Origin of the sequence: Acinetobacter apis (genome assembly GCF_900197575.1) — a bacterium.
GTDB classification, from domain to species: Bacteria; Pseudomonadota; Gammaproteobacteria; order Pseudomonadales; family Moraxellaceae; genus Acinetobacter; species Acinetobacter apis.
The window spans coordinates 24,448-42,660 of the sequence record NZ_FZLN01000001.1 but is presented as its reverse complement, the minus strand read 5'-3'; the positions used below and the strand labels follow the sequence as shown (position 1 = coordinate 42,660).

17 protein-coding genes are annotated in these 18,213 nt (G+C 39.2%); 9 read left to right on the top strand and 8 right to left on the bottom strand.

The window, feature by feature from the left end:
- Nucleotides 1-315 precede the first annotated feature (315 nt).
- Nucleotides 316-723 carry a cupin domain-containing protein gene (locus CFY84_RS00205; protein ID WP_088822148.1) on the top strand — a complete coding sequence of 136 codons (408 nt, stop codon included), beginning with the start codon at nt 316-318 and terminating at the stop codon, nt 721-723.
- 57 nt (nt 724-780) lie between these two features.
- On the opposite strand, the gene CFY84_RS00200 is transcribed toward CFY84_RS00205, so the two are convergent.
- Nucleotides 781-2,304: a DHA2 family efflux MFS transporter permease subunit gene (locus tag CFY84_RS00200; RefSeq protein ID WP_088822147.1), complete on the bottom strand. Its 1,524-nt coding sequence runs from the start codon at nt 2,302-2,304 to the stop codon at nt 781-783.
- Between the two features lies 1 nt (nt 2,305).
- Nucleotides 2,306-3,448 (bottom strand): HlyD family secretion protein, encoded by a 1,143-nt coding sequence (locus CFY84_RS00195; protein WP_088822146.1) that lies wholly within the window; start codon nt 3,446-3,448, stop codon nt 2,306-2,308.
- Between the two features lie 343 nt (nt 3,449-3,791).
- On the opposite strand from CFY84_RS00195, the gene hemB reads away from it, so the two are divergent.
- On the top strand, nt 3,792-4,814 hold the full coding sequence (gene hemB, locus CFY84_RS00190; protein ID WP_088822145.1) for a porphobilinogen synthase: 1,023 nt from the start codon (nt 3,792-3,794) through the stop codon (nt 4,812-4,814).
- Entirely contained in the window at nt 4,814-5,914 is a 1,101-nt protein-coding gene (gene thiO / locus CFY84_RS00185) for a glycine oxidase ThiO (protein ID WP_088822144.1), read from the top strand. Before hemB ends, thiO begins: the two co-directional genes overlap by 1 nt.
- Here the strand turns inward: thiO and CFY84_RS00180 are convergent.
- Complete coding sequence (locus CFY84_RS00180) at nt 5,911-6,363, bottom strand: ABZJ_00895 family protein (RefSeq protein WP_088822143.1); 453 nt, start codon at nt 6,361-6,363, stop codon at nt 5,911-5,913. The two genes, thiO and CFY84_RS00180, sit on opposite strands and share 4 nt — an antisense overlap.
- Nucleotides 6,364-6,751: 388 nt before the next feature.
- Between CFY84_RS00180 and CFY84_RS00175 the strand changes: the two genes are divergently transcribed.
- Nucleotides 6,752-6,976: a hypothetical protein gene (locus tag CFY84_RS00175; RefSeq protein ID WP_088822142.1), complete on the top strand. Its 225-nt coding sequence runs from the start codon at nt 6,752-6,754 to the stop codon at nt 6,974-6,976.
- A gap of 44 nt (nt 6,977-7,020) precedes the next feature.
- Here CFY84_RS00175 and CFY84_RS00170 read toward each other — a convergent pair whose 3' ends face one another.
- On the bottom strand, nt 7,021-7,491 hold the full coding sequence (locus CFY84_RS00170) for an OsmC family protein (RefSeq protein ID WP_088822141.1): 471 nt from the start codon (nt 7,489-7,491) through the stop codon (nt 7,021-7,023).
- Between the two features lie 100 nt (nt 7,492-7,591).
- Here CFY84_RS00170 and CFY84_RS00165 point away from each other — a divergent pair, with 100 nt between their 5' ends.
- Together CFY84_RS00165 and CFY84_RS00160 are read left to right on the top strand one after the other, a co-directional pair.
- A complete protein-coding gene (locus tag CFY84_RS00165; protein ID WP_088822140.1) occupies nt 7,592-8,857 on the top strand; it encodes an exonuclease SbcCD subunit D in 1,266 nt (421 codons plus the stop codon).
- Nucleotides 8,854-12,453, top strand: coding sequence for an AAA family ATPase (locus CFY84_RS00160; RefSeq protein WP_088822139.1), 3,600 nt, complete (start codon nt 8,854-8,856; stop codon nt 12,451-12,453). Before CFY84_RS00165 ends, CFY84_RS00160 begins: the two co-directional genes overlap by 4 nt.
- Here the strand turns inward: CFY84_RS00160 and CFY84_RS00155 are convergent.
- Together CFY84_RS00155 and CFY84_RS00150 are read right to left on the bottom strand one after the other, a co-directional pair.
- Nucleotides 12,450-13,853, bottom strand: a complete 1,404-nt coding sequence (locus CFY84_RS00155) for an MFS transporter (protein WP_088822138.1) — start codon at nt 13,851-13,853, stop codon at nt 12,450-12,452. The two genes, CFY84_RS00160 and CFY84_RS00155, sit on opposite strands and share 4 nt — an antisense overlap.
- Nucleotides 13,854-13,883: 30 nt before the next feature.
- Nucleotides 13,884-14,573: a YggS family pyridoxal phosphate-dependent enzyme gene (locus tag CFY84_RS00150; RefSeq protein WP_088822137.1), complete on the bottom strand. Its 690-nt coding sequence runs from the start codon at nt 14,571-14,573 to the stop codon at nt 13,884-13,886.
- A 115-nt stretch (nt 14,574-14,688) separates the two neighbouring features.
- Here CFY84_RS00150 and CFY84_RS00145 point away from each other — a divergent pair, with 115 nt between their 5' ends.
- The gene (locus CFY84_RS00145) at nt 14,689-15,726 is read left to right on the top strand and encodes a type IV pilus twitching motility protein PilT (protein WP_088822136.1); all 1,038 of its coding nucleotides are present in this window, start codon (nt 14,689-14,691) and stop codon (nt 15,724-15,726) included.
- A gap of 23 nt (nt 15,727-15,749) precedes the next feature.
- Nucleotides 15,750-16,868, top strand: coding sequence for a PilT/PilU family type 4a pilus ATPase (locus tag CFY84_RS00140; protein WP_088822135.1), 1,119 nt, complete (start codon nt 15,750-15,752; stop codon nt 16,866-16,868).
- Between the two features lie 43 nt (nt 16,869-16,911).
- Here the strand turns inward: CFY84_RS00140 and fur are convergent, their stop codons facing one another.
- A complete protein-coding gene (fur, locus tag CFY84_RS00135) occupies nt 16,912-17,349 on the bottom strand; it encodes a ferric iron uptake transcriptional regulator (protein WP_088822134.1) in 438 nt (145 codons plus the stop codon).
- A 110-nt stretch (nt 17,350-17,459) separates the two neighbouring features.
- Here fur and CFY84_RS00130 point away from each other — a divergent pair, with 110 nt between their 5' ends.
- Entirely contained in the window at nt 17,460-17,846 is a 387-nt protein-coding gene (locus CFY84_RS00130) for an outer membrane protein assembly factor BamE (RefSeq protein WP_088822133.1), read from the top strand.
- A gap of 64 nt (nt 17,847-17,910) precedes the next feature.
- Here CFY84_RS00130 and CFY84_RS00125 read toward each other — a convergent pair whose 3' ends face one another.
- Nucleotides 17,911-18,213 carry an RnfH family protein gene (locus tag CFY84_RS00125; protein ID WP_088822132.1) on the bottom strand — a complete coding sequence of 101 codons (303 nt, stop codon included), beginning with the start codon at nt 18,211-18,213 and terminating at the stop codon, nt 17,911-17,913.

The window sequence follows — 18,213 nt, the reverse complement described above, 5'->3', positions numbered from 1 at the left end:
AATGAAATGTGAGTAAATTATTACAACAAACTGTTTTTTATTTAGTCAAAATAATCTTCAAAGTTTTGTATTTAAAATAATCATCCCTTTAAAAACAAACTTGCTTTGATTCCAAAACTTCTGTTTTTACAATAATTTTAATGACAGCTTAAATTTATTCTTTAAAAACGTTGAGATATGTGATGAGACGTGTTTTTGTGTTAATAATCGCACCGTGAGTGATGCTAAATGGTAATTTTAACATAGAACGTTTTTTCACCATGCTAGTATAAAAATCCATAACAACAACATGAATTAAATAAAAGGCAATCTATTATGACAACTGAAAACTTTGACGGCAACACCGTATTTGATAAAGGCATTACCAGTGAAGAGTTTGCTGTTTTTTTCACAGGTACTAGCTACCGCAGTGACCTATCTACGGATCCTGTAGAAATTTCTAACATCACTTTCTCACCATCAGCACGCACCAAATGGCATTATCATCATACTGCTGAAATTTTATTAATTACAGGCGGTACAGGTTGGCATCAAGAAGATGGGCAACCAGCACAGCGCATTCAAGCCGGTGATGTTATTAATGTTAAAGCAGGTACAAAACATTGGCACGGCGCAAGTAAAGACAATTGGTTATCTCATATTGCCATTACTGTGCCAGGCGAAAATACTGCAACTGATATTTTTGATGATGTTTCTGACGAAGAATATAATCAACTCGCATAAAACCATTACACCATCTATCACGCTATTATTATAACAGCGCTTTAGATGGTGCATTATTTAATGTGTTGGACCCGCAGCAACTTTCTTTGGTTTTGGGCACAACCAAATGACTAGCGCACCCAAGATAAAAATAGTAGAAAAAACCAAAAAGACATGATTTGCAGATTGTGTTAATGCCTGCTGATTCACAAGATTTGAAATTGTAGCAAGTGCAGCTTGGTGGCTATAGCCTTGTGATACAAGCATATCCACAGTGGTTTCAGGATGAAGCCTAGACACCATTTCACTGCGTGAAATACTTGCATGATCATCCCAAATAGTCACGGCAAGTGATGCGCCAATTGCCCCACCCATGGTTCGAACAAAACTCATTAATCCAGCAGCAGATGCCACTTCACTTGGTAATACCGACCCCAAGGCCAAGTTAGTTAATGGAATAAAGAAAAATGGAATGCCAAAACCCTGTAAGATTTGCGGCCATGCTAATGCCATAAAATCTGCTTCATTGTTCCAAAAAGCCCGCATGAATGTCACACCTGCTAAAATAACCAAACCAAAGCTTGCTAAAATCCGTTGATCCATTTTGGTTGAGAGTTTAGCAACAATCGGGGACATGGTCATACTTCCAATGCCCATCGTGGCCGTCAAATAGCCTGCCCATGTGGCGGTATATCCCATATTGGTTTGCAACCACTGCGGAATTAAAACAATACTGCCAAAAAATGCACCAAAGCCGCAACCTAAAGTCAAAACAGCAATTGAAAAGCCTTTGTGCCGAAAAATAGATATATTTACAATGGGATTTTTTTCAGTCATTTCCCAAATGATAAATATGACAAATGCCATAAATGATGTAATTGACAAGGCTTGTATCAGTTGACTTGAGAACCAATCATGGTCATGTCCTAAGTCTAACATTAACTGTAATGCACCCACTGCAATGACCAATAACGATAAACCAATCGCATCGACTTTGACTGCAGCAATTTGTGTTTCGGCAGGCTTTAAAAGGTGTAAGACGGCAAAAATACACACAATTCCAATCGGTAAATTAATAAAGAAAATCCAATGCCATGACAAATTATCACAAATCCACCCCCCCATAATTGGACCAACAATCGGGCCAACAACCGTGGTCATTGCCCATAGCCCCATCGCCTGCGCATGCTTTTCAGGTGGATGTATACGCATTAATAAAGCTTGGCTCAGCGGCATCAGTGGGCCACCGAATAGTCCTTGCCCGATTCGGCAAAAGACCAGCATTTCTAAAGTATGGGAAAAGCCACATAATATTGAAAATGCAGTAAAGCCCATTAAGCATGATGCAAAGACCCTTACTGCACCAAACCTGCCTGCAAGCCAACCTGTTAGTGGTACACAAATGGCTTCTGCGACAGCATATGAAGTAATAATCCATGTCCCTTGGGTGGTAGATACTGCCAAACTGCCTGTGATATGTGCTACTGCGACATTGGCAATGGTGGTATCAACAACAACCATAAAGTTGGCTAAAGCCAAAACCAATGTTGCCAATAACAGTTTTCGACCTGTCAGATCACCAAATGGGGTAAATGTACTCATATTAGTCTGACTTTAAATCCACAGTTGCAGTCATTGATAACCCAACACGAAGCGGATGTTTTTTTAATTCCTCAGGCTGTAAATGAATTCGTACCGGTAGTCGCTGAACCACTTTAATCCAGTTGCCTGTGGCATTTTGTGCAGGAATTAAAGCAAATGCAGCCCCTGTCCCACCAGATAATCCAACCACTGTGCCATGAAACACGACATCATCACCATATAAGTCTGAGGTCAATTTCACCACCTGACCCGGTTTGACATGTGCCAGTTGGTTTTCTTTAAAATTGGCATCAACATATAAAGCATGAATTGGAACAATCAACATCAAAGCACTGCCTGAAGAGATTGTTTGTCCAACTTGTACATTACGGTTGGTTATAATGCCGTCAATCGGTGCTTTAATCACGGTTCGTGTTAAATTTAAATTGGCTTGATCAAGTTTTGCTTGTGCCGCAAGCACATCAGGCGTTGTATTTGAGGTAGTGCCTTTTATCAGTGCCTCATTGGCTTTTAAGTTACTTTCAGCAACTTTCTGATTTGAAATGGCCTGCGCCAATCCCGCTTTATTCAATGCCAAATTGGCTTGCGCTGTATTTAATGCATTTTGTGCAGTGGTATATTCTTCTTTAGAAATTGCCCCTGATGCATTCAGCGCTGTACGGCGTTCTAAATCTTTTTGTGCACGGATTAAATCAGACTGTGCTTTATTTACTTGCGCTTGTTGGCTTTGAATGGCGCTATCTGTGGCACGAATTTGTGATGTTAAACTGTCACTATTGGCTTCTGTTTGACCATATTGGCGTTTAACCTTGAGCAAATCTGCTTCAGCCTGCGCGACTGCAATTTTGGCATCACGGTCATCAAGCTTGATGACTACGTCACCTGCGTGGACATATTGTGTGTCATCTACCAAAACCTGCTGAACTTGACCACTAATCACTGAATTAACTTGGGCTGTATTGGCACCAACATAAGCATTGTCGGTATCTTCACTTTGGCTAAAAAAAACATGCCAAATGACATACACCACGACACCAATGATAAATAAAATCGCCACCAGCGATAAAAGTTTTTTACGCTTTTGTCGAGTTGCATCAGCTTGTGTAGATGACCCCTCTTCGCTCGACAATGTTTGTTCACTCATGCTTCACCCTAAATTATACCTTTGCATTTCCTGATCAAATTTAATGTTACGTACAACATACCCTGTTGCATCTACAACAGAAATTCACCGTAAAAATAAAATAAATAAAAAGGAAATTATTGACCGCTGACTATACCGAGCTTATTTAAAAAAAACCTTAAAGTAAAAAAGCTGCATACATTTACACGGTTTTTCATACATCTTTGTCATGATCAGGCTCAATGATTTTTAGCATTGTTTTTACCAATATTTACTATTGAATCAGACGCTAAATCATCATATTCCATAATGTATGCGAAAGGTCTACAATGGTTTCTTTAACATTAAAATGACCGAGAGCATCATGACGTATACGTTTAATCGCCCTGCCTTTCCTGCAACGCGCATGCGCAGAATTCGTAGAAATGATCAGTTAAGGTCTATGGTCAGAGAAACACATTTATCTACCAATCATTTAATTTATCCAGTTTTTGTATTGCCAGGTCAGCAGCAATCGCAAGATATTACAAGCATGCCAAATATACAACGGTTATCTGCAGATTTACTGTTAAAAAAAGCTGAAACTTTGCTTGAATTAGGCGTATCAAAAATTGCACTTTTCCCTGTAACCCCTGAAGAAGATAAAAGCTTAAATGCAGAAGCAGCATGGCGTGAAGATGGTTTAGTACAAACCACATGTCGTTTACTTAAAAAAGAATTACCTGAGATGGTCGTGATTACTGATGGTGCGCTTGATCCATATACAACACATGGTCAAGATGGGATTATTGACCGTACAGGTTATGTTCTTAATGACGAAACAGTTGAATGTTTAATTCAGCAAGCATTAAGCCATGCGGAAGCGGGTGCCGATATTATTGCACCAAGTGACATGATGGATGGTCGAATTGGTGCTATTCGTCATGCTTTAGAGTCTCACGGACACAGCTATACCAGTTTAATGGCTTATTCTGCAAAATATGCTTCTCATTTTTATGGTCCATTTCGAGATGCAGTTGGTTCGGCGGGTAATTTAAAAGGTGGTAATAAAAAGAATTACCAAATGGACTTTGGCAATCGTGCTGAAGCTTTACATGAGATTGCTTTAGATATTCAAGAAGGTGCTGATATGGTGATTATTAAGCCAGGTATGCCTTACCTTGATGTGGTTCGTGAAGTGAAAGATACTTTTGGCGTACCAACCTTTGTTTATCAAGTCAGTGGTGAATATGCCATGTTGGCCGGTGCAATCCAACAAGGTTGGCTGTCTAAAGATGTCATTTTAGAGTCATTAATGAGCTGTCGCCGTGCAGGTGCTGATGGCATTTGGACTTATTTTGCTGAAGATGCAGCACGCCAACTTAAAGTTATGCAATCGTCGTTCTAATGAAAGTTGCGGTCATTGGTGCAGGCGTTATTGGGTTACTCTCTGCACTTGAACTTGCCGAACAAGGCGTACATGTCGATTTATTCGATCAACGCCTTGCAGGTGCAGAAGCGTCATGGGCAGGCGGTGGTATTTTATCGCCGATGTACCCTTGGCGCTATCCAAGCGCGGTGAATGCGCTTGCCCAGTCTGCAAAGACCATGTATCAAACATGGAATGAAAAATTAAAGCCTGTGACTGAAATTGATTTTGAAATTCACCATTCAGGCATGTTAATTTTTGATGAAAGTGACTTTGCTTTGGGACTATCTTATGCAGACCAAAGCCAAAATCCCATGCAACATGCTCAATTGCTGCAAGCATCTGATATTTTAAACACCAATCCACACATATCAGCACAGTTCAAACAAGCTCTATTTTTTCCGCACCTTGCCAATATTCGTAATCCAAAACTTTTACAATCTTTAGTGTGTTATTTAAAACAACTGCCACATGTCCAATGGCATGAGCACACGCAGATCACACAACTTCATTTTGAGCATCAGCGGCTCCAACATATTCAAGATCAACATGGGCATATTTATACTGCAGATGAATTTGTGTTTAGTACAGGAGCATGGAGTCATCAATTTTCACAGCAATTGAATATTCATATTCCAGTTCAGCCGATCCAAGGGCAAATGGCGCTTTTTAAAGCACCTCCAGGCTTTTTACCTACCATGTGTATGAATGAAGTGATGTATTTGATTCCAAGAGCAGATGGCCATATTGTATGTGGCTCTAGTATGCAGGATATTGGATTTAATAAAGATATTTCACATAGTTTACAACAGCATATTTTAGATGCCAGTTATCAAATGGTGCCAGCATTGAAAAAAATGCCACTTGTTCAACAATGGGCAGGTCTTCGCCCGAGTTCTCCACATGGAATTCCATATATTGGTGTATTACCACATTTAAATAATGTTTGGCTCAATACAGGACATTTTCGTAATGGACTTTGTATGGGTCCTGCATCAGCACAGCTATTAAGACAATTGATGTTACAACAACCGCTAAGTGTTGACCCGAATGTTTATAATCCAAGTCACCTCATTTAACCAAACATATGCTGAGCCATACGTTTGGCTTGTGGGCCATAAAACCACAAAGTAATGACATAAAATGGCACAGCAATAATTGCAATGAATAAACTAATTAATGCAATCAGTTGTGGGTTTGGCTCAACGGTCACTAAGTATTGCCAAATGCGTGGATCTTGTATTGCCATCCACAGCACAACCAAAACAAAGCCTACAAAATTAAATAGCCAAAATAATAAATTCAACATACCTGCAAATTTAAACATTTCACGGCGTGTTGGCGCACGCTTTTGTTGCTTTAAAAACAGATAAAGTACAGACACCATCGCGACAAGATAAGGCAAAATCAACAGTACAAAAGAAATTGGGCTGATGAAAAATGTTCTTAATACACTGCTGATACACGTAAAGATAAAACAAAATAATAAAAACCAAGCATAGTATTTGGTTAAAGATAAATTCAGCATCAGAATGTCGTCATTGTTCTAAATATGCCTCATTGTACAAATTTTTTAATTTTTTTTTCAATTTATTGTCAACGATTTTTAAACCCATGTCGTTATATAGGGTACTTAGCATATAAATCACAACACGCGTTGTGATTTATATGCATCGGGCGGTCTTTTGGTTTCTTATAAAAATAACCGACTGCTTAAGACTTTTGGGCCAATGATTCTCCATCACTCGGATCATTGGCCTTTTATTTTGTGTTTTGCGCTCAAATGTTTAAACACACAGGATTCATATATTAAGTATACGTATTGAAACGGTTTATTATATTATTTTATAAAGCATAGCTACCAAAATGTATTGGTAATATATTTGTTTAAACCACTCACGCTAGGATGATACATCATGAAAAAAACGCTTGCAGTCATCTCACTTGCTTTAGCTTCATCTGCAATGGCGCTTCCAACATTTGCAGCAACGCATGAAGAGCCAAAATCAACTGTTAATCCACACAAACATGAAGCAGATAAAAAAGCAGAAGCAAAAAGCCAAGAAGCAACCAAAGAAGCGCATGCACATGAACATGCCCACAAACATGCTGCTGATGCAGAAAAGAAAGCCACACCATAATCAAAAAAGAGTTGATCATCAGATCAACTCTTTTTTAATCTACCTTATTCCACTTGGATATGTGGCTGCACAACTAGAGGTGTAGATATGGCATTGGCAATCACTGATTGTGCATAGGCATCTTGATGTAATTGCAATGCCAAAGTGATATCAACATCATCATGAAATGTCACTTGAGGACACAGCACAATTTTAATGACCTGCCCTTTTTTTCCATCTTCAGCTTTTTGCACTTCTGCATAAGCGTCATCGACATAATGTGTTACGTGTAAATGATTGACAGCACATAAGTGTAAATACCACAATTTGTGACATGCAGATGCAGCAGCAATCAATAATTGTTCTGGATTCCAACGTGTCGGGTCACCCATAGACACTCGGTCAGCCGAACCATAAATATTTTCTTTACCTAAATGTGAAACTAAAAAGTTTCGACTATAATCAGTGTACCCTGTTGCACTGTGTGTTAAATTTCCTTGCCAATTTAGGGTAATTTGGTATGTGTGAATTGTCATTTTTAAACCACCTAGTCAACTCAAGGTTGCTACATTATATTAATTGATAAATTACTGGTGATTACTTTGTGTAATATGGTAATAGAGACGTAATAACGATATGGCAGTACATTTTATTCATACCTCAGATTGGCATCTTGGGCAATTGTTTTATCACTATTCGCGTCATTATGAACACACACAGTTTTTGACATGGCTCATTCAACAAATTCAAGAAAAACAGCCAAATGCCCTGCTTATTGCTGGTGATATTTTTGATGTTATTAACCCATCATCAAGCGCACAAAAACAACTTTATCAGTTTTTAGCTGAAGCACATCGTGTTGCTCCGCATATGCAAACCTTAATGATTGCGGGCAACCATGATTCAGGTTATCGCATTGAACAAATTGAACCTTTATTAGAAAAGTACAATGCTAAAACAGTTGGATTGGTCCGTTGGCATGATGACCATACATTAGATACAGATCGCTTAATTTTACCTATATATGATCAAGCCAAGCAGATTGTAGCATGGTGTGTGGCATTACCCTTTTTACGTCATGCTGAAATTACAGGATTTAATGAACATACCACAGATCGTCAATCTGCAATTGAGTATTTACATCAAACCTTAATTGAAGAAGCCAAGTTACGCAAAACAGCAGACCAAGCATTAATTGTCATGTCTCATGCACATATGCAAGGCGGACTTGAATCAGAATCAGAACGCTCTATTATTATTGGTCATCAAGAGGCATTATCAACCGACTTATTTGGTGACGACGTCGATTATGTTGCATTAGGTCACTTACATCGTCCGCAAAAAGTAGGTGCAGACCATGTACGCTATAGTGGCTCACCCATTCCACTGTCTTTAAGTGAAAAAGATTATAAGCATCAATGTGTTGAAGCATGGATTGATTTTAAGCAAAGTACACCCTTTCGCTTTCAACCGCTTTATGTACCACGCAGTGTCGATATGTGCCGTTTAAATGGTGAATTATCTGACGTCATGGATGAGATTAAAGCATTGCCAACTGATAAAATTGAAGCCACTGAGCAACGCGAATATCTTGATATTGAATATTATAGTTTCACACCGCCACCTTTAAATTTAAGACAGCAGATTGAAGCGGCTTTGCCACCGTCGCGCTACCGTTTATTGCGTATTTTTCGTCAAGTGGTTCAAACAGAATCTGATACTCAAGACAGCAGCAAAATTGATCTTGCTCCTCCCACACCTGTTCAACTGTTTGATCAGTTATGGAAAAAAATGGGGTATTTACCTGATGAGTCAGTCAAACAAGATTTTTTAACTTTGTTGCATGAAGCTGAAGCACTCAAACAAGATGATCAATCGCCATCAGATGAAGGCTTTGTATGAAAATAACGCGTTTACGTCTTCAAAATCTCGCCTCACTTGCCCAAGAGCAAATTATTGATTTTGAATCTGCCCCGCTTGCCAATGCCGGTTTAATTGCAATCACCGGAAAAACAGGCGCAGGTAAATCCACGTTATTAGATGCAATGTGTTTGGCGTTATTTGATCAAGTTCCACGTTTACATGGTGCACTTGGTACTTTAACTGATGCCAGTGGGCAAGGCATGACGTTAAAAGATCCTAAGCATATTTTACGCCGTGGCTGTACTTTTGGATGTGCAGAAGTCGATTTTATTGCACTTGATCAAAAACGCTATCGTGCATATTGGGAAGTTCGCCGTGCAAGACAAAAAGTAGATGGCAAACTCAAACATGATCGCGCTGTTACCTGTTTAGAAGATGGGCGTGTATTAACACAAAAAATTTCGGAATGTACCCCCTGTATTCAAGAACTCATTGGTTTAACTTTTGAGCAATTTTCCCGTGCAGTATTGCTTGCCCAATCTGAAGTCGGTGCATTTTTAAAGGCCAAAGATCAAGAACGTGCAGATTTATTAGAATATCTGACCAATTCAAATATTTTTAGTTTAGTAAGCCAACGCTCTTTTGAAAAAACCAAAGCAATTCGTTATGAGCTTGATCGCGTGCAAGACCTTGCAGGTCATGTCAAATTATTATCTATTGAAGAAAAAAAACAGCTTCATATTGAAAAACAACAGCTTGAACGCAACATTGATGCACAGCTTAAATTCATTAAACAGTTAGAACAGGCAGAACAGTGGTTTCAAAAATACAATCTAAGCCAATCACAGCTTGACCATCATCTTAAACAGCAACAGCAGTTAATGACGGTAAAAACCAGTATTGATGAAAAAAATCAGCAATTGATTGCGCTGAGCCAATTTTCAGATATTCGACACCGTTTTGAGGCAATTCAACAAGCAGAGCAACATGAGCTGCATGTCCAACAACAAATCAGCATCCATCAGCAACAGTTTCAAGCCATACAACAACAGTTTAAACAGCAACAACAACGCTGTGCGGCAGCTGAACATCAAATTAAACAGCACGAGCAACAGCTCAATATATTACAACCTGTTTTTCAGCAAGGGTTTACTTTAGATGCGCAACGTGAGCAACTACTCACGCAGTTCAAACAAAAAGATCAAGATATACAGCAAAAAACCTTGGCCATTGGTACATTGAATCACCATATTGGGGCGCAAGAACAGCAGCTCAAAACACTTGAACAGCAGCAAGAGCATCTCAGCTTACAGCTTAAACACTATGATGGCTTTTTAAAGCTTGCCCGCGAACCCAATGCCAACCTTGAAAAACTCAAGCGCTTAAATGATCTATGGAAACAGCTGATTGAGTCAGGTCATAGCGATATTATCGCCTTTGAAAAACAGCAGCGACTACAGCAACAGCAACTGTTATATTTTACTGAAAAATATCAGCATATTGATCAGTTTGAACAACAGTGCCAAAAGCAATATAGCCAACTGAATCAACAACAAAAAATTAAACAACATGCTGATTTTACAGCACAATTACTAGAGCAATTGGCTGAACAATATCAGCTTAAAGCAGACTATGTCTTACAATTAGATCAATTTACTACGGACATCGCAAAACAAGAGCAGATTGTCAGCACCCATGAAACTCAGTTTCAGCATGCTGAACAACAATTGCTTCAATTACAACACTTACTGCAACAACAAGATTTGCTCAAAAACGATTATGTTGAAAAATTAAGAGCACAGCTACAACCTGACCAAGCCTGCTTTGTTTGTGGAAGTACTAGCCACCCTTTTGTTAGCCACCATAACATGCTTGATCAAGCCTTTTCAGCAGTTCAGCAACAACAACTTGACACTGCTCAACAGCATAAAAAAGCAGCTTTTGAACAGTGGCAACACAGCAAACAAACATATACTGCATTATCGACTCAACATTCGACTTTAATTCAGCAGCACGCTGAGTTAGCAGATAAAGTTACGCTCAAATTCGAACAAATTAGCCGTGATATTCAACAAATAAATACTGATATTCAGGTGGACCAACCGTTTGAACAGCTACAGCAACAATTCTTAGCCTACTGTGCAACGCTTGAGCAGCATTTACAACAACAAACCAAATCGCATGAAGCCAATCAAAAACAGCTTATAGAGTTTAAACAACATCTTGCAATACAAGCAAAACAACAACAGATTGCCGTATCTATTCAAGAGCTTCAGCAGTTAGAACAGCATATTTTAATGCATTTAGACTGTGAAAAAACCAAACATGCATGGCCTAATGCAAAAGCAGATTGTATTCAACATTGTTTACATGCTATTCCATGTATTGTCGATTTTCAGACCCAATTACAACAACAACAAGAGCAAATTCATCACATTAGGCAACAGCTTTTGCCTCAAAAGCAAGACTTGCACGGCATTGAAAAGCAAGTTCAAGAAATCAAAGAAGAGATTTCTATCATTACCAACCAAGGTCAAGCCATTGCTTTATCTATTCAACAGCTCATTGCAAAGCATACCGAAACCACCTACAAAACCACGCAAGCATGGTTTCAAGCGGTTCATGACAATAAAAAAGAGATGATTGCCGCTCAACATGCCGAAGCTGAACAGCTTCAACATATACAGCAACAATATGAACAGCAAAAACGTCATTTAGATGACCTGCAACAGCAACATCAGGTTTGGCAACAACAAAAACATGACCATCAACAAGCCAAAGAAACATGGTTAGCAGCACACCCTGCATTTGATGATGCATTAGTGAGTAGCTGTTTGGGTTATCAACGTCATCAAATTTTAAAGTTACAGCAAGAAGTTGATGACTTTAACCATCAAATGATGCTGAATAATGCAAGTATTGAACGGATTACACACGATTTGGCCACGCATGAGCAGAGTCGACCTGAATGCGAATCTCATGAAATTGCTGAGCAACGACAAAAGCATCAAGCTGAACTTGATCATGCTGTTGAACGTAAAGATATTCTGCAATCTCAATTGCTGTCTGATCAAACAGCTCAACAACAACAACAAGCCTATCTTAAAGAGATTGAACAGCTACAAGCGCAAGTACACCGTTGGCATAAAATTTCTGAATTAATTGGCAGTCGTGAAGGCAATAAATTTCAAAAAGTTGCTCAAGAACACCATTTGGACATTTTGGTTGAGTATGCGAATCAGCAATTACAACCGTTATCACAACGTTATCAACTCAAACGGATTCCTGACAGCTTAGGTCTTGCAATCATTGACCAAGATATGAACAGTGAAATACGCCCTGTCTTGTCGTTGTCAGGCGGTGAAACTTTTCTTGTTTCATTGGCATTGGCTTTAGCAATTGCCAATATGGCATCAGGTGCAATGAAATTAGAGTCATTATTTATTGATGAAGGCTTTGGCACTTTAGACCCAACGTCATTGCATATTGTCATGAATGCCCTTGACCGTTTACAAAGCCAAGGACGGAAAGTGGTATTAATTTCCCATGTACAAGAAATGCATGAACGGATTCCTACCCAAATCCGTGTTGAACCTGTCGCTGCAGGTACCAGCCAAATTACTGTAGTGGGTTAATGGGAGGCATTTTGCTGATACCCACTTACCACATCACCTGCATCTTTTTTTAACTTCAATGTGTCAAATAATGACAATAGTGAAAATGCTGCAATGATCAAATAAGTCCAGTGGAAGTCAACCAACTCAGGTTGATCATGACCTTGTATATGCATTAATCCGCGTAAAATTAAGGCCGCAAGTGCCACACCCATCCCTAAACTGATTTGAAAAAATAAACTAAACTGTGTAGTGGCATAGCGTTTGTCTTTCGGCAAAATATCGACAAAGCTCAATGAGCTATAACATGTAAACTGTAAAGAGCGACTTAAACCACTGACAAACAATAAAATTACCATCCAAATCCATGGTGTTTCCGGGGTAAATAATGCCCCACTCGCAATGGTGATTGCACCAATTACACCATTCACCATCAGTATTTTTCTAAATCCAAAACGGCGCATAATACGTGCAGTAAATGGCTTCATAACAATATTACCGACAAAGACCGTTAATATCAGTAATCCTGCATGCAATGCAGACAAGCCAAATGCCACTTGGAACATGAGCGGTAATAAGAACGGAACAGCACTAATTGAAATTCGAAAAATTGAACCGCCAATAATACTACTTGCAAATGTTTTATGCTGAAATGCATCAAACTTTAATAATGGTTGCGGAATACGTGTCATATAGCGTGCAGCTAAAATAAATAACACCACACCCAAAGCACAAATGATTAAATAAGTGGCCGCGTCTGCAATATCTTGCCCTACACGCTCAATTCCATACATTACCATGGCACATGCTGTTGCCAACATGAGAAATCCGATCCAATCAAAACGACCAATTTCTGTATCTTTGGTATTTTCAATGAGCTTCAAACCTGCATAAATCGCAAATAATCCAAGCGGCACATTAATATAAAAGATCCATTGCCAAGCAAAATGAGTCACCATAAAGCCACCGACTGCAGGCGCGATAATCGGCGCAATCAAACCCGGCCAAGTAATATAGGCAATCGCTTGAACCAACTCTTTTTTAGGTGTTGCACGAATAACCACTAAGCGCCCAACAGGCACCATTAATGCTCCGCCAATACCTTGAACAATTCGAGCAACAGTAAAATATGTTAAATCATTACTCAAAGCGCATAAAATAGATGCCACTGTAAATAATACAATCGCACTGATAAAAATTACCCGTGCCCCAAAGCGGTCAGCCAACCACCCGCCAATTGGAATAAAAACTGCAACAGCCAACAAATAGGCGCTAATTCCAATATTTAAATCAACTGTAGCCACTCGAAAAGTGGCTGCCATAGCAGGTAGTGCCGTGACAATAATGGTGGCATCTAGGTTTTCCATAAAAAACGTTAATGCCACCAACAGTGCAGTATATTTTATTTTACGATTTTCCAACTGTACGTCCTTGTCCTTGTTTCATTGGGTCTATGATGAACTGTAGTCTCGTGCACCAAACAATGCTGTACCTACACGAACCATAGTTGAACCTGCTGCAATCGCAGGTGTTAAATCACCTGACATGCCCATACTTAATGTATCCCACATTTGTAAGTAAGGATAGCGTGCTGCAACCGCTTTAAATAACTGTTCAGCATCAAAAAATGCCTGATCATGCCCTGGTGCAGGAATCACCATCAATCCGCGCAGATGAATTTGCGGTAATGCTTGGATTTGATCCACCAAGAGCATGACATCATCAGGATGACAACCATCTTTACTTTCTTGCTGATCAATATTGACTTGAATACAGACATTTAATGCCGGTAAATCGGCTGGACGTTGATTTGATAAACGTTCTGCAATAATAAAACGGTCAACACCATGTACCCAAGAAAAATGCTCAGCAATCGCTTTGGTTTTATTACGCTGAATATGACCAATAAAATGCCAAGCGATGTCTAGTGCTTTTAACGTATCTATCTTTGTTAAAGCCTCTTGTAAATAGTTTTCGCCAAAATCACGTTGTCCTGCTGTATACATGGCATGAATTGCATCACTTGGATGTGTTTTAGACACAGCCAACAAGGTCACAGATTCATCATTTCTCTGTGCAGTTTCACATGCTTGATAGATTTGTGCCAGCACTTGTTGCCGTGCTTTAGAAAGATCATACATAACAAAAACTCTTGATATATTAAATACTAAAACGAAAGTGTTGGTGTGTATTTCATAAAATGGTTATTATCCTATGGCAAGATTTTTTTTAATGACACTGTCATGGGGATAATGTATGGATATTACCGAATTATTGGCGTTTTCCGTCAAAAATAAAGCTTCAGATTTACATCTTTCTGCGGGTTTACCACCAATGATCCGCGTTGATGGTGATGTTAGACGAATTAATGTGCCTGCATTAGAACACAAAGAAGTACACCGACTTGTGTACGACATTATGAACGATAAACAACGACAAGACTTTGAAGAATTCTTAGAAACTGACTTTTCTTTTGAAGTGCCAAATGTTGCACGTTTCCGTGTCAATGCATTTAACCACAACCGTGGTGCTGGTGCAGTATTTCGTACCATTCCATCAAAAATCCTGTCATTAGAAACACTCGGTCTTGGCCCTATTTTCCAACAAATTTGCGACTTCCCACGTGGGCTTGTATTGGTCACAGGTCCAACAGGCTCAGGTAAATCGACCACGTTATCAGCCATGCTCGACTATATTAATGATACGCGTTATGAGCATATCTTAACAGTTGAAGACCCAATTGAATTTGTCTATGACTCAAAAAAATGTTTGGTTAACCAACGTGAAGTTCACCGCGATACCAACAGTTTTAGTGCAGCACTACGTTCTGCATTACGTGAAGATCCAGACATTATTCTTGTCGGTGAGATGCGTGACTTAGAAACTATTCGCTTAGCACTTTCTGCTGCTGAAACAGGTCACTTGGTGTTTGGTACATTACATACCACATCTGCTGCAAAAACCATTGACCGTATTATTGATGTCTTCCCAGCAGATGAAAAAGGCATGGTGCGTGCCATGTTGTCTGAATCACTCCAAGCGGTAATTTGCCAAGCCCTACTCAAGAAAAACGGCGGTGGTCGTGTCGCAGCGCATGAAATTATGTTGGGTGTTCCTGCCATTCGAAACTTAATTCGTGAAAATAAAGTTGCGCAAATGTACTCAGCCATTCAAACAGGGGCTGGTATTGGCATGACGACACTCGATCAAAGTTTAAAAACCCTTGTGCAAAAAAATGTCATTACCAAAGAAGTGGCAAGAACTGCAGCTAAACAACCTGACGCCTTTCTATAATTAAGATTAAGACGACAATTAACATGAATTTTAACGATCTACTCAACTTTATGAGTGAAAAGAAAGGTTCGGATCTGTTTATTACTGCAGATATTGCACCTTCAATGAAAATTAATGGGGTATTAACACCTGTCTCACGTACCAATATGACAGGTGAAACAATTTCTCAGCTTTTGCATTCCATTATGAATGACAAACAGCGTCAAGAATTTGCTGATACCAAAGAATGTAACTTTGCCATCACCAATACTGAAAAAGATCGCCGCTTCCGTGTCAGTGCATTTTGTCAGCGTGATTTACCCGGTATGGTTATTCGTCGTATTGAACATCATATTCCATCGGCAGAAGAATTAAGACTGCCTGAAGTGTTGAAAAACATCATCATGGAAAAGCGTGGCATCATTTTATTTGTCGGTGGTACAGGTACAGGTAAATCAACATCGCTTGCATCACTTATTGGTCACCGTAATAAAAACAGTCGTGGACATATCATTACCATTGAAGACCCGATTGAATTTATTCATCAACATGCAGGTTGTATCATTACTCAACGCGAAGTTGGTATTGATACCTCATCATTTGAAATTGCACTTAAGAATACCTTACGACAAGCGCCTGATGTCATCTTAATTGGTGAGATTCGAACCCAAGAAGTCATGGAATATGCATTGGCGTTTGCTGAAACAGGTCACTTGGTGTTGGCAACCATGCATGCTAACAATGCAAACCAAGCGATTGACCGGATCATCAACTTCTTTGAAAGCAGCAGACATCATCAAGTGCATATGGATTTATCACTGAACTTAAAAGCCGTGATCGCCCAACAATTGATTCCGACCATTGATAAAAAATCACGTCGTGCAGCAATTGAAATTTTGATTAATAGTCCACTGATTTCAGATTATATCCGTAAGGGTCAAGTCAATGAAATTAAAGAAGTGATGACCAAATCAAGAGAGCTTGGTATGCAGACTTTTGACCAAGCGCTGCATGATCTGTATAACGAAGGTATGATTTCATATGAAGATGCGTTGAAACATGCAGATGCGCCAAATGACTTGCGTTTAAAAATTAAACTTGCGTCAGGCAATAAAGGTGAAGAAGGGTCTAGCGAAAGCCAGTTTACACTTGAAAGCGAGTAAATATACATAGAATAAGAGGAGCACATTGCTCCTCTTTTTTTGATTACTTTTTGCGAGATGCCTCTTGGCATTCAGGATCGCTACAGTAACCATACAAATTCAATGAATGGCCAGTTAAGGTAAAACCAAACTTTTTTGCCACTTCATGTTGCTCATGCTCAATGACATCATTGGCAAATTCAAGCACTTTGTTACAGTTTTGGCACACAATATGGTCATGATGACTTTCTTGCATAATTTCAAAAACAGAGTGATTGTTTTCAAAATTTAAACGTTGAACGATACCGACAGCTTCAAATTGAGTGAGTACGCGGTAAACAGTCGCTAAACCTACGTCTTCACCTTGATCTAATAATGTTTTATAAATGTCTTCAGCACTTAAATGATGCGGCTTAGAATTTTCAAGTAATTCCAAGATCTTAATTCTCGGGAGTGTTACCTTAAGCCCTGCTTTACGCAGGTCTTGGTTCGAAATTGCCATGAAAAAGTCTCTCAACTATTTTTTAAGTAGGAATATGCTATAGAATTTAGATGCAGTATGATCTATCCTTAAACTAAATGCATCAAAATTGATTTGGATAGTGTAGCAAAATGCAAAAATTTATTTTGGCGACTTTACTCGTCAGTTCGTTGCTCGCAGGCTGTGTCTATAAAATAGATATCCCGCAAGGGACACCGCTTACAAAAGCACAAGCATCTCAAGTACAAAATGGAATGACCTACCAACAAGTACGCTTCATACTAGGTAGCCCAACCATTGCTGATCCACTCAATCCGTTGCGTTGGGATTATATCTACAATTACATCCCAGGAACTTATGCTAAAAAAGCAAAAATTCCTGCAGCGAAAGGTCAGCATTTAAAAGTGTATTTTGACGAAACGGGTATAGTCAATAAAGTGGAAGGTTTAGACACCATTCCAAATGCACAACCAGGCTTGCCACCTTCTAAAGAAAGTATCAGCAATGCCACACCATAATTTTAATGACTTTCGCTTCGATTAGTCAAAGAAAACCCCTTGTTATAGGGGTTTTTTATTTCTTTTACACTGATCGTTTTAAGCGATTAGATTTTATCGGATGGTTTGTTGCACGATGCCGTCGAATGTCTTTTGGATTGATGGTTAATGCGCGATAAATCTCTACTCGATCACCTGCACTAAGCAGCTGCTGTGCATCTACTCTCTCACCAAAAATACCCAACATCCATGGTGTCGCTAATGTGACATGTTGCTCAATGCCACTTGCTTGAATGGCATCGAGTGCTGTCATGCCTTGGTTAAAGGGCACTTGAAGATGAAATTGCTCTGCTTCATGCACATAAGCCACCCACACCCATGATGACAT

Coding starts and splice junctions, on each gene's coding strand:
- CFY84_RS00205 (WP_088822148.1), top strand. CDS start 316: ATGACAACTGAAAACTTTGACGGCAACACCGTATTTGATAAAGGCATT.
- CFY84_RS00200 (WP_088822147.1), bottom strand. CDS start 2,304: ATGAGTACATTTACCCCATTTGGTGATCTGACAGGTCGAAAACTGTTA.
- CFY84_RS00195 (WP_088822146.1), bottom strand. CDS start 3,448: ATGAGTGAACAAACATTGTCGAGCGAAGAGGGGTCATCTACACAAGCT.
- hemB (WP_088822145.1), top strand. CDS start 3,792: ATGACGTATACGTTTAATCGCCCTGCCTTTCCTGCAACGCGCATGCGC.
- thiO (WP_088822144.1), top strand. CDS start 4,814: ATGAAAGTTGCGGTCATTGGTGCAGGCGTTATTGGGTTACTCTCTGCA.
- CFY84_RS00180 (WP_088822143.1), bottom strand. CDS start 6,363: ATGCTGAATTTATCTTTAACCAAATACTATGCTTGGTTTTTATTATTT.
- CFY84_RS00175 (WP_088822142.1), top strand. CDS start 6,752: ATGAAAAAAACGCTTGCAGTCATCTCACTTGCTTTAGCTTCATCTGCA.
- CFY84_RS00170 (WP_088822141.1), bottom strand. CDS start 7,491: ATGACAATTCACACATACCAAATTACCCTAAATTGGCAAGGAAATTTA.
- CFY84_RS00165 (WP_088822140.1), top strand. CDS start 7,592: ATGGCAGTACATTTTATTCATACCTCAGATTGGCATCTTGGGCAATTG.
- CFY84_RS00160 (WP_088822139.1), top strand. CDS start 8,854: ATGAAAATAACGCGTTTACGTCTTCAAAATCTCGCCTCACTTGCCCAA.
- CFY84_RS00150 (WP_088822137.1), bottom strand. CDS start 14,573: ATGTATGATCTTTCTAAAGCACGGCAACAAGTGCTGGCACAAATCTAT.
- CFY84_RS00145 (WP_088822136.1), top strand. CDS start 14,689: ATGGATATTACCGAATTATTGGCGTTTTCCGTCAAAAATAAAGCTTCA.
- CFY84_RS00140 (WP_088822135.1), top strand. CDS start 15,750: ATGAATTTTAACGATCTACTCAACTTTATGAGTGAAAAGAAAGGTTCG.
- fur (WP_088822134.1), bottom strand. CDS start 17,349: ATGGCAATTTCGAACCAAGACCTGCGTAAAGCAGGGCTTAAGGTAACA.
- CFY84_RS00130 (WP_088822133.1), top strand. CDS start 17,460: ATGCAAAAATTTATTTTGGCGACTTTACTCGTCAGTTCGTTGCTCGCA.
- CFY84_RS00125 (WP_088822132.1), bottom strand. CDS start 18,213: ATGTCATCATGGGTGTGGGTGGCTTATGTGCATGAAGCAGAGCAATTT.